15 protein-coding genes and 1 pseudogene are annotated in these 14,752 nt (G+C 32.3%); 4 read left to right on the forward strand and 12 right to left on the reverse strand.

From position 1 onward, the window contains the following. Nucleotides 1-20: 20 nt before the first annotated feature. Nucleotides 21-599 (reverse strand): hypothetical protein, encoded by a 579-nt coding sequence (locus EV214_RS07855; RefSeq protein ID WP_132244464.1) that lies wholly within the window; start codon nt 597-599, stop codon nt 21-23. A gap of 495 nt (nt 600-1,094) precedes the next feature. Here EV214_RS07855 and pyrB point away from each other — a divergent pair, with 495 nt between their 5' ends. Next, nucleotides 1,095-2,024: an aspartate carbamoyltransferase gene (gene pyrB / locus EV214_RS07860; RefSeq protein WP_132244466.1), complete on the forward strand. Its 930-nt coding sequence runs from the start codon at nt 1,095-1,097 to the stop codon at nt 2,022-2,024. Nucleotide 2,025: 1 nt separating this feature from the next. After that, nucleotides 2,026-2,454 (forward strand): aspartate carbamoyltransferase regulatory subunit, encoded by a 429-nt coding sequence (locus tag EV214_RS07865; protein WP_132244468.1) that lies wholly within the window; start codon nt 2,026-2,028, stop codon nt 2,452-2,454. Between the two features lie 144 nt (nt 2,455-2,598). Here the strand turns inward: EV214_RS07865 and EV214_RS07870 are convergent, their stop codons facing one another. The 7 genes from EV214_RS07870 to EV214_RS07900 form a co-directional block, all read right to left on the reverse strand. Next, the gene (locus tag EV214_RS07870) at nt 2,599-3,582 is read right to left on the reverse strand and encodes an acyl-CoA dehydratase activase (protein ID WP_132244470.1); all 984 of its coding nucleotides are present in this window, start codon (nt 3,580-3,582) and stop codon (nt 2,599-2,601) included. Next, nucleotides 3,557-4,666, reverse strand: coding sequence for a 2-hydroxyacyl-CoA dehydratase (locus EV214_RS07875; RefSeq protein WP_132244472.1), 1,110 nt, complete (start codon nt 4,664-4,666; stop codon nt 3,557-3,559). The genes EV214_RS07870 and EV214_RS07875 overlap by 26 nt, the downstream gene beginning before the upstream one ends. Further along, on the reverse strand, nt 4,620-5,624 hold the full coding sequence (locus EV214_RS07880) for an acyl-CoA dehydratase activase-related protein (RefSeq protein ID WP_132244474.1): 1,005 nt from the start codon (nt 5,622-5,624) through the stop codon (nt 4,620-4,622). Before EV214_RS07880 ends, EV214_RS07875 begins: the two co-directional genes overlap by 47 nt. A gap of 139 nt (nt 5,625-5,763) precedes the next feature. Then, the gene (locus EV214_RS07885) at nt 5,764-5,994 is read right to left on the reverse strand and encodes a glutaredoxin family protein (protein WP_132244476.1); all 231 of its coding nucleotides are present in this window, start codon (nt 5,992-5,994) and stop codon (nt 5,764-5,766) included. Between the two features lie 80 nt (nt 5,995-6,074). Then, complete coding sequence (locus EV214_RS07890) at nt 6,075-6,584, reverse strand: 4Fe-4S binding protein (protein ID WP_132244478.1); 510 nt, start codon at nt 6,582-6,584, stop codon at nt 6,075-6,077. Nucleotides 6,585-7,186: 602 nt separating this feature from the next. Then, nucleotides 7,187-7,786 (reverse strand): hypothetical protein, encoded by a 600-nt coding sequence (locus tag EV214_RS07895; RefSeq protein ID WP_132244480.1) that lies wholly within the window; start codon nt 7,784-7,786, stop codon nt 7,187-7,189. Nucleotides 7,787-8,043: 257 nt separating this feature from the next. After that, complete coding sequence (locus tag EV214_RS07900) at nt 8,044-9,639, reverse strand: NAD(P)/FAD-dependent oxidoreductase (RefSeq protein ID WP_132244482.1); 1,596 nt, start codon at nt 9,637-9,639, stop codon at nt 8,044-8,046. 226 nt (nt 9,640-9,865) lie between these two features. Between EV214_RS07900 and EV214_RS07905 the strand changes: the two genes are divergently transcribed. Next, entirely contained in the window at nt 9,866-10,039 is a 174-nt protein-coding gene (locus EV214_RS07905) for an H-type small acid-soluble spore protein (RefSeq protein WP_132244484.1), read from the forward strand. Nucleotides 10,040-10,134: 95 nt separating this feature from the next. On the opposite strand, the gene EV214_RS07910 is transcribed toward EV214_RS07905, so the two are convergent. Next, on the reverse strand, nt 10,135-10,521 hold the full coding sequence (locus tag EV214_RS07910) for a VOC family protein (RefSeq protein ID WP_132244486.1): 387 nt from the start codon (nt 10,519-10,521) through the stop codon (nt 10,135-10,137). A gap of 12 nt (nt 10,522-10,533) precedes the next feature. After that, nucleotides 10,534-11,481 carry a sugar kinase gene (locus EV214_RS07915; protein ID WP_132244488.1) on the reverse strand — a complete coding sequence of 316 codons (948 nt, stop codon included), beginning with the start codon at nt 11,479-11,481 and terminating at the stop codon, nt 10,534-10,536. A gap of 168 nt (nt 11,482-11,649) precedes the next feature. On the opposite strand from EV214_RS07915, the pseudogene EV214_RS19645 reads away from it, so the two are divergent. Next, nucleotides 11,650-11,739 (forward strand): annotated as a pseudogene (locus EV214_RS19645) (hypothetical protein); the annotation flags it as partial. A 66-nt stretch (nt 11,740-11,805) separates the two neighbouring features. On the opposite strand, the gene EV214_RS07925 reads toward EV214_RS19645, so the two are convergent. Together EV214_RS07925 and EV214_RS07930 are read right to left on the reverse strand one after the other, a co-directional pair. Beyond that, a complete protein-coding gene (locus EV214_RS07925) occupies nt 11,806-13,293 on the reverse strand; it encodes a UxaA family hydrolase (RefSeq protein ID WP_132244490.1) in 1,488 nt (495 codons plus the stop codon). After that, nucleotides 13,293-14,738, reverse strand: a complete 1,446-nt coding sequence (locus EV214_RS07930; protein WP_132244492.1) for a tagaturonate reductase — start codon at nt 14,736-14,738, stop codon at nt 13,293-13,295. The genes EV214_RS07925 and EV214_RS07930 overlap by 1 nt, the downstream gene beginning before the upstream one ends. Between the last annotated feature and the right edge of the window lie 14 nt (nt 14,739-14,752).

The raw sequence follows: 14,752 nt of genomic DNA on the forward strand, positions 1-14,752 counted from the left end.
ATATAAAATCTCCTTTCACTTTATCTATATTTTTCTAAAAACTCCCATAATGCTTGATTGATGATCTCCTGCTGTTTCAATTCTCTGTGTCCGTCAACAAATTCATTAAATCCTTCTAAAACCTCTTCATATAATTTTATACTCTTTACATATAGATTTCCATCAAACTTTTTTATGTTCAGACTTCGGATACTTGTTGTTGCTTGTTCTTTCCAAATATTCACGATCGCCTTTAAATCCTCACGCATATCAACAATTTCTATCCATTGCTGGTACATTTCTTCTGTAATATTTATATTACTTTTTATTTCTTTTTTTCTTTTTACCGTATTTGTATTCTCTTTTACGCCTTCTTCCTTTTTAGTAATCTTTATATTACTTTCCATTTCTTTTTGTTCCTTCATATTTTGATCATTTTTTATATATTGATTTTCTTCCCTATTAAACACATAGTCGTTTTTTTCAAAGCGATTTCTTATGGTTGTTTTCCCAATCTTAAGTTCCTTACATGTCTTTCTGATACTCCTTTTTTTAAGTAGTTCATTAAAAGCTTTTACTTGTTTCTCTATGACTAAAAGATTAAATGATTCTCGATCCATACCAATCCCCCTTCCTATAAATACATAAACACCCTCTTTGCTTTTATGCTATTCTCTTAGTTATTTGTCTTATATATAAAATCAAGTATTTTATACCATCATTACTCTTTGCCAAGATATATTTTTTTATTTTAGTAATAAAAAGTAATTTTCAGTAATATTCTCTATTCTTAGCTTGATTTCCTTCTTAATCATATTATTAAAAATATCCTAAAATACACTTCAACGATTATTATAAAACTGAAAAGTACATCCTTGTAGCAGCAAGTAAACTTTTGTGCTCTATTTTTCATTGACATATAAAATACTATATGTTAATCTTTAAGTAAATAAATAGCCCTTTAAATTAACCCAGTGAGGTTAAAAAGGCTGAAAAATAATGATTATATATAAATATAATAAGTTATGTATATCCTTATGCCTTTTTACCTTATGGTAAAAAGGCTTTTTAAATACCTTTAAACTGATACTGCGAGATCAAAAAGGAGGAAAAAAATGATCCCTCAACCTATCAAACATCTTATTGAACCTGAAGATTTTACAATCGAAGAACTAAATACGCTCATAGCGCTTGCAAAAGAAATGTATACTTTTCCTGAAAAATATAGTGAAAAATGTAAAGGAAAGATTTTAGCTACACTCTTTTATGAACCTAGTACTAGAACTAGACTTAGTTTTGAATCTGCCATGTTAAGACTTGGTGGAAAAACATTAGGTTTTAGTGATGCAAATACAAGTTCCGTTTCAAAGGGTGAATCGATTGCAGATACAATAAGCGTGATTTCAGGATACGCAGATATTGCAGTCATGAGACATCCTAAAGAAGGCGCGCCAAAGCTTGCCTCTCAATATGCACACATCCCGATCATCAATGCCGGAGATGGAGGGCATCAACATCCGACGCAAACTTTAACAGATTTATTAACCATCAACATGCATAAAGGTTCTTTTGAAAACCAAACCGTAGCATTTTGTGGAGATTTGAAGTTTGGTAGAACTGTCCACTCATTAATCAAAACCCTTGCTCGATATAATATAAAAAAATTCATATTAGTCTCACCAGAAGAGCTCACTTTACCTGACTCACTCAAAACCAAGCTTCTTCGCGAGTATAATGTTGAACTCAAAGAAGTAAGATTTCTAGAAGAAGTCATTGAAGAAATAGATATATTATATATGACAAGAATACAGAAAGAACGTTTTTTCAATGAGGCTGATTATAATAGATTAAAAGATTCTTATATATTAGATTTACAAAAAATAAAAGCTGCGAAAGAAGATATGATTATTATGCATCCATTGCCTAGAGTAAATGAAATTGCCTATGAAGTAGACGCTGATCCACGTGCTGTATATTTTGAACAAGCAAAGCTTGGTGTATATATTCGAATGGCACTGATCACAAAATTACTGGGGGTGGAATAATATGTTAGAAGTTACAAGTATCCAAAAAGGCATCGTGCTAGACCACATTACTGTTGGAAATGGTTTGAAAATATTTAACAAATTAATGTTAGATCAAGTAGACTATCCAGTTGTACTATTAATCAATGTACCGAGTAAATTCATGGGTAAAAAGGATATTATTAAAATCGAAAATAATATTGATATCGATTTAGACTTCTTAGGACTTATTGATCACAATATTAGTGTAAATATTATTGAAGATGGTGCATTGACTCAAAAAAAGAAAGTAGCCATTCCAAATAAAGTGAAAGGCCTATTTTCTTGCCATAATCCAAGATGCATCACAAATTTTGATGATTATGTTAAACCAAAGTTTGAACTAGTATCCCCATCTACTTTAAGCTACCAGTGTGAATACTGCGAAGAAATCACAGAATATAGGCTCTAGTCAATTAAACCTACTCAACACAACATATGTGCCTAGAATCTTTGATTTATAATATTATTGATTCTTAAATTTATTTCCTTAACGCTAAAAAGCTGTGGAATGGTTAACCGATCCACAGCTTTTTATTCGATAAAATATACTCTTCTATGCCAATTTTTCATCTTTTGCAGTTTTATCATGGCTCCAACGGCCACACTTATCTCCCCATCTTGCAACCATTTTCTCATCTCTACGAAACTCTACTACTTCACACATATTTGGACAATATTCACATTCAAAGCTTTTCACAGTATAGTTACTATCAGCAACCTCAAATCCCTTAAATTTGCTCTCGCCAGCTTTGGCTGTTTCTTCCTTTGCCAAAAGCGCTGCGCCAATTGCACCCATAACATTTGCATGTGGCGGTACCATGACTTCATACCCCAATATTTTCTCAAAGGCTCTTTTAATGCCTATATTTGCAGCAACCCCTCCTTGAAATATTACAGGAGATTTTATTTCTTTTCCTTTTCCTAGATTATTTAGGTAGTTTCTTACAAGTGCTTCACATAAACCATTAATAATATCCTCTTGATTGTGTCCTAGCTGCTGTTTGTGGATCATATCTGATTCTGCAAAAACAGCACATCTTCCTGCAATTCTTACAGTTGATTTCGATTTCAAAGCCCATTTTCCGAATTCTTCTATAGGTATGTCTAGTCTTTCTGCTTGCCGATCTATAAATGATCCTGTTCCTGCAGCACATACTGTATTCATTGCAAAATCATACAATACCCCATCTCGCAGAAGAATAATTTTAGAATCTTGTCCCCCAATTTCTATGATTGTTTTTACATCAGGTACAAAGTTTAGTGCAGCAATACCATGGGCTGTTATTTCATTTTTTATTACATCCGCCCCAATCATAATGCCCCCAAGCTGTCTACCACTACCTGTAGTCCCTACCCCATAAATTTCAATGTCCTTATCTAATCGATTCTTTATTTGTGATAGTCCTTTTTTGATTGTCTCAATAGGTTTTCCTTGGGTTCTTATATATAATGTATCTAATATCTGTTCATCTGCATCCATTACAATAATATTTGTACTTACAGATCCAATATCAACGCCAAGATAACATTTTCTCATTTTTATGTTTTCCCCTCCTGTTTCTTAACAAATCAATATATGCTTCAAGCCTTGTAACATAGCCTGCTTCGCCTGTCATTTCATCAATAATCAATGTTAAAATAGGAATATTTTTATCATTTTGTATTTGTGGCAATAAACTCATAGCAACAATCTCAGGCATACAAGTAAAAGGCATTACCTGTATGACACCATCATACCCTTCTTCTGCATACAAAATGGCATTGCCTATGGTCTCTCTGCCATGTCCGCCTACCATTGTCTTCATATATGGATTTGCAGCTTTATATACTTTTTTTTCTCTCGTACTACCTATATTATTATAAAAAAGATGTTCAAAAATCCACCCAGACGCAGTGTGAGATTTATGCACCGCTACGCCAAGTTCATTTAATTTTTTTCCAATATCGATATTTGCAAAATCTTCTATGATTGTATAAATTTCTCCAATAATCCCAACTTTTAAAATTTCTCTATTTTTATCAAGTTTCACAGATTCTATATTTTCTTGGGTTTGGTCAATCACTTTGGCCATCTGATAAGTACCTGTACTTTTTTCTAAACTTTTTATTAGTGCGTTGTATAACTGATCCATCTCCCCTTTATTTTTTTCATAAGGGCGAAGTTTCAATATACTTTCTTCAACACGATCTAATTTTCTTAGTACTTTGATGCCATTTTTTAAAGCATTTGCGATCTTCATCATATTTTTTGTATTTGCAACCTTGCTTACACGATTGAAAAATTCCTTTTTATTCCCATTAGGTGCTTCTAATACGACAAATTCTGCATCATATCCTAAGTCCTTTAATATCTCTTTTTCCACTTCTACAAAGTAACCATATCTACAAGGACCACAGCTTCCTGTTACAATAATCGTATCTGCACCTTTTTCAATACTTTCTATATAATTTCCTAGATTTATTTTCATAGGTAAACAAATTAATTCTGGTGAATATTTTGTGCCGATTTCTAAAGTTTTTTTGCTGTTTTTAGGAGGTACTACAAATTCAACCCCCAAATCATCAAACATGGCTTTAACGGGTAGATAGGTTTTTCCCATATGTGGAAAAGTTATTTTCATTTTTTCCCCTCCATTTAATCATATCTACAAAGGCTTCGATCCTTGTATTAATTCCCGCTTCTCCTGTATGCTCATCTATAGTAAGTAGAATAAATGGTTTATCTGAATTTCTTCTCGTTCTACGTTCAATAATATCTGCAATCACAGAATCTATCCCACAGCCAAAGCTTGATAGATAAATAATCCCTTGAATATCTTTTTGCTCCATCGCGTAAAAAGCAGCACCTATTACCTTTCTTCCAAAACTCCAAAATATCTTTTTATCCATGATCGCTGCCTTTTCATTCATTACTTTCGTATCAAAACTATCTTGGGTAATCACATCCATATTATGCTCTCTTAATTTTTCAATGATATTCATACTAAGATAAGCATCATAAATATTATAAGGATGCCCTAATAAAAGGATCTTAACCTTTCGTCTATGAAGATTGATATTTTTAAAAATTTTATGATCCTCTAAATCAATAGGCAACATCCCATTTTTTATTTGCACTTTATAGCTTTCATGTTCCTTTAAAGCTTTTTCAAAAGCAAAGTCAATTTTTTTTCGATCCTTTGTAATATAATTACCCATTTCATATACAGTTTTCGATAATTTCTTCTTTGACTTATGAAAATCTATTGTGGTATCAATCATTTGAGGTAAATCCTTTATACCACTCCTTACCATTTCTGGTAAACCACAAAATTTAGGACAAATATATTCATCTTTATGAATACTCATCATTTTAGGTACAAAGATCAAATCAACCTGATTCTTCAAATCCATCACATGTCCAATATATACCTTTATAGGTAGACACGCATCATCTACTGTATTTTTTACACCATTATCTACAATTTTTTTATTTGTTTTTTTAGATATTAACACTTGTGCACCTAAAGTTTCAAAGAACTTCCTCCACAAAGGGTAGTAATAGTAATACAACAATCCTCTAGGGATACCTATTTTCATATAGACCTTTCCTCTCTATCTTTTGTCTCCTATAACATTCTTTACAATTTGGATAAATTTTAAACCCATTCATTATAATTTCTTATAATTCAAAAGACCGTGCTACGATTTTCATCATAACACGGTCTTTATATCTACATTATTTCAATAAATCATCTAATCTTTCTTTGTCAAACCCTTGGATGGTTTCTCCTTCTATTTCAATAACAGGTACACCCATAAATCCTTTTTTCATCAATTCTTTTCTAGCAACCATATCTGTAGAAACATTTTTTTCTGTATATGCAACACCTATTGAATGAAGATAGTCCTTTGCATCTTTACAGTATACACATGTATCACTTGAATATACTACTACATTTTTACTCATGTGAAATTCCTCCCTTAATTTTATACTTACTATTATTCTATACCCACTATCATGTGGATTTATTCATAAATTTAAATTATTTATTTCAATTCTTTCGTTGTACTCTTTATTTTTTTATCTTTACTTTCTTTGATTAACCCTGTCGCATGACCCATCGGGCAAACTTGACACCAACTTCTTGGTTTAAATATAACCCCCATCATCACACCTAGTACTAATGATACCATCATTAATCTAAAAACACCAAAGGCTACAGCTTTTATAATATCTGGTTGATGAAAAGCATGGTATAAAGATATGCTAAACATCACCATCATTACTGTTAATAATGTATTTTTTGCTCTTTTCCCTCTAAATGATTTAGGCAAATTATTTTCAAAGCTTATATTTTGAAGAAATTTAGCCAGTATAGATCCTCTCGGACAATATTTTGAACAATGAATCTTCCCATCACCTCTTAGCGCATGATAAATAGGTGCACCGATACAGACAAATCCTAACAATCCAAAACGTATATCAACAATGGACAATGTAATAAATAAAACCATTAAAATCCATGACCATGATTGATGCGATTTTTTTGTAGCCATTTTCTCACTCCTTTAAGAACAAGAGGAACCTCCTCTTCCCGCTATAATTGTAAATCCTTTATGAAGCCATCCAGCTGAGTAATCCACCGTAAAATCTTTAAATTGATTTAGCAAATCTTTTTCTACGATTATTTTTAATCCGTTTACTTCTTCATAATAATCCTTTTCATCATCCTTTGACCCTTCCAGGGTTATTCCAAATGTTGGACCACCTCATCCAATACCTTTGACAAAAATCCTTAAAAATGTATTTTTTCTATTTTTATCTTCTAATTGCTTTTTTATATTTTCTTGTGCTTTTTCAGAAATATGCATATACATATCCTAACCTCCTCTTTGTATATCCCCCTCCCTATAGGGGTGTATCTTTAATATCATTTTAGTATATTTTTCTATCTGTGTCAATACCCATTCAGAATAAATTTTTTTATACATATCATCACATACCGAAAGTTTCAAATGAAAAACGAAAATCTAAAATCAAATACTCGATCTATTCATGCAAACTTTATAAAGTACAAAACAAATAACTTTACATTTATAGTATTCCTCTAAAAATTAATTTTTAAAAAAATAAAAGTTTCTGCGTATTGCAGAAACTTCTATCGTTTCATAATTTCAATAATATCCTTTGCCTTATTCAACACTTCTCTTATTTCATATCCTTCATTAAATTCTAGTATTTCTAATATATCTGTAAGATTTTCAAACTCATTTATAATATTTTTCTTATTCTTAGCATTTTCCTTTAACCGATGTATTCTATCATTTACCATAAGTGCTTGATCTATTTTTTTCCCTCCCTTCCCATGTACATGTGGTCTTATCACTTCTAATACTTCAATTACGCTCTTTGCTTCTTGATGCTCTGTTTCATTATAAGTATTGGCAGATACAGATCTATTTTTTGCATATCCATCTAATGCATACATAATATCTAGCATATTTTCAGCTTTTCCAAGTACTCCTTTTAATTGATCTCCCAAATAAGATTTGACTTCTTTTTTTTCTTCTTTTGCTAATAAAGTAAATAATAGAATCGGAAGAATCTTATCATTACTAAACAGGCTCGTAATCATATTTGCTAAAGTAGTATTCGGTTTTTCTATATTTTTATCCTTTATTTCTTCCAACACTTTTAGATCTAACACTTCTGCATCTGCCTTTTGCAAATTCAGTTCCTCCCTTTTGTTATCTTCCATTGAATTCCCTCCCTTAAAAAGGCTAGTACACTGACTTTTACGATTTCATTATATAGTATGTTGCCTTTATCATTTTCGTGCATAGTTCTTCTAAAATTTCAAAATATTTGAATTTATTCTTAAGTCTGTACCATACGTGTAAAATGCAATATTTTATCTATCTAAAGAAGAAACGCTGTATTCTATAGAATAGCATCTTAAAGAAAATAGGTGCTCATTTTACAATTTTTCTATAAAAATAACCAGCAATATGCTGGTTATTTCTCTAAAGACCTATATTTTTTTATAATCATTTCAGCTACTTTTATGCCATCTACCGAAGCAGAAACAATTCCTCCTGCATATCCGCCACCTTCTCCGATAGGATACAGTCCTTCTACGTTTAAACTTTCTAAGGTATCCACATCTCTTTCAATCCGAATTGGCGCAGAGCTTCTTGTTTCCACCCCTGTCATCACTGCATCGTTCATTGCAAATCCCTTTAATTTTTTATCCATTTCAACAATAGCTTCTTTCATTGATTCTATCACAAAACCCGGAAGGCATTTCTCTAAATTTGCTAGCTTCACATTTGGTAAATACGAAGGTTTTACTGCTCCTATCTCGCATGATGCTTCGCCTCTTAAAAAATCACCCACCAATTGTACTGGCGCACAAAAATTACTACCTCCCAAAAGATAAGCTTCCTGCTCCCATTTTCGTTGAAATGCTACCCCTGCTAATGGATGATCACTTCCAAAATCATCTGTATTTACTTGCACAAGCAAGGCACTATTGGCATTTTCTTGATCCCGCCTATATTCACTCATACCATTTGTTACAAGCCTTTTTTCCTCTGAAGCTGCTGCAACAACACTTCCTCCTGGACACATACAAAATGTATAAACAGCTCTTCCCTTTACCGTCTGATAAGTCAGTCGATAATCAGCAGCACCTAATCGTTGATGTGTTGCAAATTCCTTATATTGCGCATGATCAATTACATGTTGTGGATGTTCAATTCTTACACCAATAGAAAAAGGCTTCTGTCTAATTTTCACTCCTCTTTCATGTAAGTTTTCATAAGTATCTCTTGCACTATGGCCTATAGCTAATATTACTTCTTGTGCATCTATTTTATCATTTCCATTAATCTCTAGTCCTTTAATTGCCCCATTTTCTATAAAGAAGTCTGTTACTTTATTTCCAAATCGAACTTCTCCGCCTAAATCCTCTATGGTTTTTCGCATATTTTTCACAACATTCTTTAAAATATCCGTACCAATATGAGGCTTTTGCACGTAGGATATTTCTTTTGGTGCACCCGCATTTATAAACTCCTCTAATACTTTTCTACATCTTATATCTTTGATTCTTGTGGTTAATTTTCCATCAGAAAAAGTCCCCGCTCCCCCTTCCCCAAACTGTACATTAGACGCTGGATTGAGTTTGCCCATTTTCCAAAAATGGTCTATATCTTTGCTTCTCGTATCTACATCTTGTCCTCGTTCTAATAATATAGGATTGTATCCCCTTTGAGAAAGGATTAATCCTGCAAACATGCCAGCAGGGCCCATACCCACTATTATCGGCCTATGTATAAGTCTTTCGTCTCCTGCCTCTACATCCTCATACGTTAGCCTTGGACTCTTTTTTACTTCTTTGTTTTTCTTTAAAACATGCGCTTCATTTTTAAGCATCACATCAATTGTATATACGAAAGAGATATTATTTTTTCTAGCATCTATGGATTCTCTAAAGATTTTATAGTCAATAATTTCTTCTGGCTTTACCTTTAACTTCTTTCCTATTTTTTCTTTCAAAATGTTTTGATTTTCATCTAGTGATAATTTCACTTCATTTATACGGATCATTTCATTTCTCCCTTTCCTTTTAACTATCACATATTATACCACATTGATTATAAAAAATTCACACGCTCCTATCGTAGCTGCTCAAAAATCTTTTTCTATTTATGTATATAAGCCTTTGGCTATTGAAAAACTAAAAACATAAAAATCTTTTTAATGAAATTCGTATCATCAACTTCAGATAATAACATTAAATTTATAAACTCAAAATACAAAGGAGAGATACACTATGAACATTCAAAGAGCACAAGAAATATTTCAATCCACTAAAAGCATTACCGTATTTCACAACGGGGAGTCTATTTGGATTGAAAAATTAGATCCAAGTACCAATACAGCTTATGTAAGAGCTATGTCTGGTGAAAAAAATGTACTCGTGAGTGAACTTCAAGAAGTTCATTAATACAAAACATCCAATCATTTTTATGATTGGATGTTTTGTATTAAAACACTATATTTTATATTCGCAAATTATGTTTTTGCCATGTCATCATTATACTAATACAAAGGCTCTGGTCTTTGGATAAAATGCATGATATTCCCTTCTAAATCTTTAAACCATGCTGTTTTAATGCCTTTTGAGCTTGTAGTCAATTCTTCAATGATTTCCACATCATTCTTTAGAAGATTTTCATATTCTTTTTCTATTTGATCTGTTCCAAAGGCTATATGGCGAATTCCTTGATATTTTTTTGTATCTTTTGGCGCAACAGCATGCTCCATTGGATAGATTTCTATCATGTTTTCATCTTCCATCAAAAGAAAATAGGTTGGTTTTTCTTTTTTATTGTCATAAACAATTTTAAAATCAAATACTTTCACATACCAATCTTTTAAACGCATTGTATCTTTTGCACAAATTCCTATATGTTCCATTGTTAACATAGTTAATTCCTCCTATCGATCAATATGTTTTTCTTTGCCCATAAACTGCATCACTTGTGAAATTGTTGGAAATCCTTCCATATCCCCTCTTACTAAAGTTGCCATAGCCCCTACGCCATTTGCCAACTGGGCACATTCTTTCAAACTTGATTTTTTCAACACCCCAGATAAAAACCCTGCTGCATATCCATCTCCTGCTCCAACTGTATCTTCAAATTTTTCAACAACATATCCTTTTACGAATTGTTCTTCGTTATTACTTGCAACATAACATCCTTCTTTTCCTAACTTCACAGCTACTATTTTGCAACCCATCTCAAGGAATTTTTTTGCAATCTCGTTAGGATCATCGATACCTAATAACAGCTCACCTTCAGAAATTCCAGGAAATATAATATCTACCTTTTTTGCTACATCTAAAAGTACTTGGCGCGCCTCTTCAATACGCCATAATTTCAGTCTTATATTCGGATCAAAAGAAATAAGTACATTCCCCTCTTTGGCAACCTCTATTGCTTTATATACTGTTTCTCTCGCACTTTTTGATAGTGCTAAAGTGATTCCTGTAATATGGAGTATTTTTGCTTTTTTGATATATTCATAATCTAAATCTTCTACACTTAAATTACTTGTAGCAGAATTTTTTCGATAATAATAAATATTTGGATCAACATGGGCAAATCTTTCTTTAAAAAGAAGTCCTGTACTTTTCTCACGATCTTCAACTACCCGTGAAATATCTACCCCTTCGCCTCTTATAACTGATTTAATATATCTACCAAATTCATCATTGCCAAGTCGCGAGAACCATCCTGCTTCATGTCCTAATCGTGAAAGGGCTATAGCCACATTAGATTCTGCTCCTCCTATAGATTTGCTAAAACTATGCACATATCTTAATGGCCCAGTAGAATCCGGATTAAAAAGTACCATCGTTTCTCCAAAGGTTATAACCTCCATATTCCCGCTCCTTCCAGATATATTTATTCCTAGTTATTTTGTATATAATTATTTTTCAATATTTTAGTTGTAGTTGTAGTTGTCTGATGTCTGTCATTATATTTAAATTATATACCAATTTTCGAAAAAATCAATATATAATTAGTAAAAAACACTCGATGTACTTTTGGAAATTCGAATCATTTCTATGATCTTTTCAAGAAAGCATACAACGTCACACCCACTAAATTTAGAAAAGAAACTGATTCAAAAGTTTAGTCCTATACTAAAAAATCGTTAAGGTTTTTTTAACCTTAACGATTTTTTGTCCTTGACCAAATGTACTTACACTGTAACGCCTGTTTTAAAAATAGCCATTTCTCTAAAATCATTTTTTTCATTATTTACAAATGTACCACTAGCCACTTCTATTATATAATCAATAAAATCTTCTAAAACCTCGTCCATTCCTTTGTCTTCTACTAAAACCCCTGCATTGTAGTCAATCCAATGTGTCTTTTGTTTATATAGTTGTGAATTTGTAGCAATTTTCATAGTGGGCACAAAGCTTCCAAAAGGTGTTCCTCTACCTGTTGTGAAAAGCACCATATGGCATCCTGATGCTGCTAGAGCTGTTGCAGCAACTAAGTCATTTCCAGGAGCACTCAGTAAGTTTAACCCTTTTGTTTTTAATATTTTCCCATATCTTAGTACATCCATAACAGGGGCATCTCCCCCTTTTTGTGTACATCCTAATGATTTATCTTCAAGAGTTGTGATTCCTCCAGCTTTATTCCCTGGTGATGGATTTTCGTATACAACTTGATTATGTGATATAAAATATTCTTTAAAATCATTAATTAAATGTACCGTCTTGTCAAACACCTCTTCATTGATACATCGATTCATCAAAATCGTTTCTGCACCAAACATCTCTGGAACCTCCGTAAGAATTGTGCTTCCTCCTTGTGCAATTAAAAAATCTGAAAATGCACCAAGTAATGGGTTTGCTGTAATCCCTGAGAGTCCATCAGATCCTCCACATTTTAGTCCAATGTTTAGTTCTGATAAAGGAAGTTCTTCTCTTTTGTCTTTCATCATATTTTCATACAATTCTTTTAAAAGCTTTACACCTTCTTCAATTTCATTATCTACTTCTTGTGCCACTAAGAATCTTACTCTATTTTTATTATATTCTCCTAAGCTTTCTTTAAAGGCTTCCATATAATTGTTTTCACAGCCAAGTCCTAATACCAAAACACCGCCTGCATTTGGATGCTTTACCATATTTCCTAAGATCGTTCTTGTATTTTTATGGTCCTCTCCAAGCTGAGAGCATCCATAATTATGCTTAAATACTTCTACCCCATCAATTTTTTCTGTATTCACTTCTTCTCTGAATTTTTTAATGATTAATTCACCAATGCCATTGACGCAACCTACTGTAGGTACAATCCACAATTCATTTCTTATGCCTACTTTTTTATCTTCTCTTTTGTATCCTTTAAAAGCAAGATTTTTATTTTCTGTATTTAATGATGCTATATTTTGATTAAAAGTATAGTCTAAAACGCCATCTAAATTGGTTTTTGTATTATGGGTATGCACCCACTCACCTACTCCAATCTCTTTTATAGCATAGCCAATAGCATAGCCATACTTTATAACATCATCCTCTTTTTTGATATCTACTAAAGCAATCTTATGGCCTCTTTTAACAGCTTGTTTTAACTGGATTTCTTCATTTTCTACTGTCAAGACAGTATTTTTTTCTAAATCCTTAAGTGCAACTACCACATTGTCTTTTCCATTGATTTGGATATATGGCTTCATTACATCACCTCATTTAGGGCTTTTCGTACTCCATTTTTCTCTATTTGTGATAAATAATAAGTAACTTTATCTGTAAGTCCCTCTACTTTATTTAAATCTATCTTCCAAATTTTTTCTTGCGCAAGTACAGTGGTTACAATGTTTCTTAATCCTTCTTCTGTAACATCATATGCACCCCAAAGCTTTTCATACATATCTAGGATCTCTGGGCTATCTTTTAATGCTACTACTTCTCCATTGATTTCTCCTTTAAATAAGTACATCATTGATGCTAACGAAAACACTAATTTGTTTGGCAATTCACCTGTACGTTTTTTATACTCAAGGACAGAAGGAAGCACTCTTGTTTCATATTTAGAATTAGAATTGAGCGAAATACTCATTAAGAAATGCTTGATAAATGGATTCTTGAAACGATCCAATACAGCATTTGCAAAATAATCTAATTCTTCCTTTGGTAGATCAAGGGTTGGTACAATTTCATCATAAATTGCTTCTTTTACAAAACGTCCCATTACTTGGTCTTCCACTGTTTCTCTTACTGTTTTTATTCCATATAGCAAAGATACAGGTACCATGCTTGTATGTGCACCATTTAATATTCTTACCTTTCTTGTTCTATAAGGGGTTAAATCATCTGTAAAGATCACATTGAGTCCACACTTCTCTGCTGGTAGTTCTTCTTTAATCCACTGAGGACCTTCAATCACCCATAGATGAAACTGTTCTCCTTCTACCACCAATTGATCCTCATAACCTAGTTCCTTTGTAATTTTCTCCATTTTATCTCTTGGATATCCTGGGACAATTCTATCTACCAAGCTATTGTAAAAAGTGTTTGCTTCATGCATCCATTTTATAAATCCTTCTTCTAAATTCCAAAGTTTTGCGTATTTAAGAATAATTTCTTTTAGTTTTTCTCCATTTTTTTCAATCAATTCACAAGGAATCAAAATAAGTCCTTTGTTTTTATCTCCATCAAAAGCTTTATATCTTTCGTATAAAAGCGCTGTTAATTTTCCTGGATAGCTATTTTGTGGACGATCTTCTAATCTATCTTTTTCATCAAATGCAATACCTGCTTCTGTCGTATTTGATATAATAAATCTTAGTTCTGGATTTTTGGCTACTTCTAAGTACCCTTCATATGCATCATACGGATTAATAGCACGGCTAATCGCTTCAATTACCGTATGTTCACTAACCACTTCTCCATCCTTAATGCCATTTAAATAAAGTGTATATAATCCATCTTGTTCATTTAATTTATCCACAAGACCTTCCTTTAATGGTTGTATCACAACTACACTGCTGTTAAAGTCTGCTTCTTTATTCATCTTATCGATCATTCCATCCACAAATGCTCTTAAAAAATTTCCTTCTCCGAATTGCAAAATTCTTTCTGCATGTTTTTCCTTTTTATGTATTTCTCTTCCTAATCTCATTTCCTCGCCCCCTA

This window comes from Marinisporobacter balticus (assembly GCF_004345705.1).
Lineage (GTDB): Bacteria > Bacillota > Clostridia > Peptostreptococcales > Thermotaleaceae > Marinisporobacter > Marinisporobacter balticus.

Coding starts and splice junctions, on each gene's coding strand:
- EV214_RS07865 (WP_132244468.1), top strand. CDS start 2,026: ATGTTAGAAGTTACAAGTATCCAAAAAGGCATCGTGCTAGACCACATT.
- EV214_RS07875 (WP_132244472.1), bottom strand. CDS start 4,666: ATGAAAATAACTTTTCCACATATGGGAAAAACCTATCTACCCGTTAAA.
- EV214_RS07930 (WP_132244492.1), bottom strand. CDS start 14,738: ATGAGATTAGGAAGAGAAATACATAAAAAGGAAAAACATGCAGAAAGA.
- EV214_RS07900 (WP_132244482.1), bottom strand. CDS start 9,639: ATGATCCGTATAAATGAAGTGAAATTATCACTAGATGAAAATCAAAAC.
- EV214_RS07915 (WP_132244488.1), bottom strand. CDS start 11,481: ATGGAGGTTATAACCTTTGGAGAAACGATGGTACTTTTTAATCCGGAT.
- EV214_RS07855 (WP_132244464.1), bottom strand. CDS start 599: ATGGATCGAGAATCATTTAATCTTTTAGTCATAGAGAAACAAGTAAAA.
- EV214_RS07895 (WP_132244480.1), bottom strand. CDS start 7,786: ATGGAAGATAACAAAAGGGAGGAACTGAATTTGCAAAAGGCAGATGCA.
- EV214_RS07880 (WP_132244474.1), bottom strand. CDS start 5,624: ATGAAAATAGGTATCCCTAGAGGATTGTTGTATTACTATTACTACCCT.
- EV214_RS07890 (WP_132244478.1), bottom strand. CDS start 6,584: ATGGCTACAAAAAAATCGCATCAATCATGGTCATGGATTTTAATGGTT.
- EV214_RS07885 (WP_132244476.1), bottom strand. CDS start 5,994: ATGAGTAAAAATGTAGTAGTATATTCAAGTGATACATGTGTATACTGT.
- pyrB (WP_132244466.1), top strand. CDS start 1,095: ATGATCCCTCAACCTATCAAACATCTTATTGAACCTGAAGATTTTACA.
- EV214_RS07905 (WP_132244484.1), top strand. CDS start 9,866: ATGAACATTCAAAGAGCACAAGAAATATTTCAATCCACTAAAAGCATT.
- EV214_RS07910 (WP_132244486.1), bottom strand. CDS start 10,521: ATGTTAACAATGGAACATATAGGAATTTGTGCAAAAGATACAATGCGT.
- EV214_RS07870 (WP_132244470.1), bottom strand. CDS start 3,582: ATGAGAAAATGTTATCTTGGCGTTGATATTGGATCTGTAAGTACAAAT.
- EV214_RS07925 (WP_132244490.1), bottom strand. CDS start 13,293: ATGAAGCCATATATCCAAATCAATGGAAAAGACAATGTGGTAGTTGCA.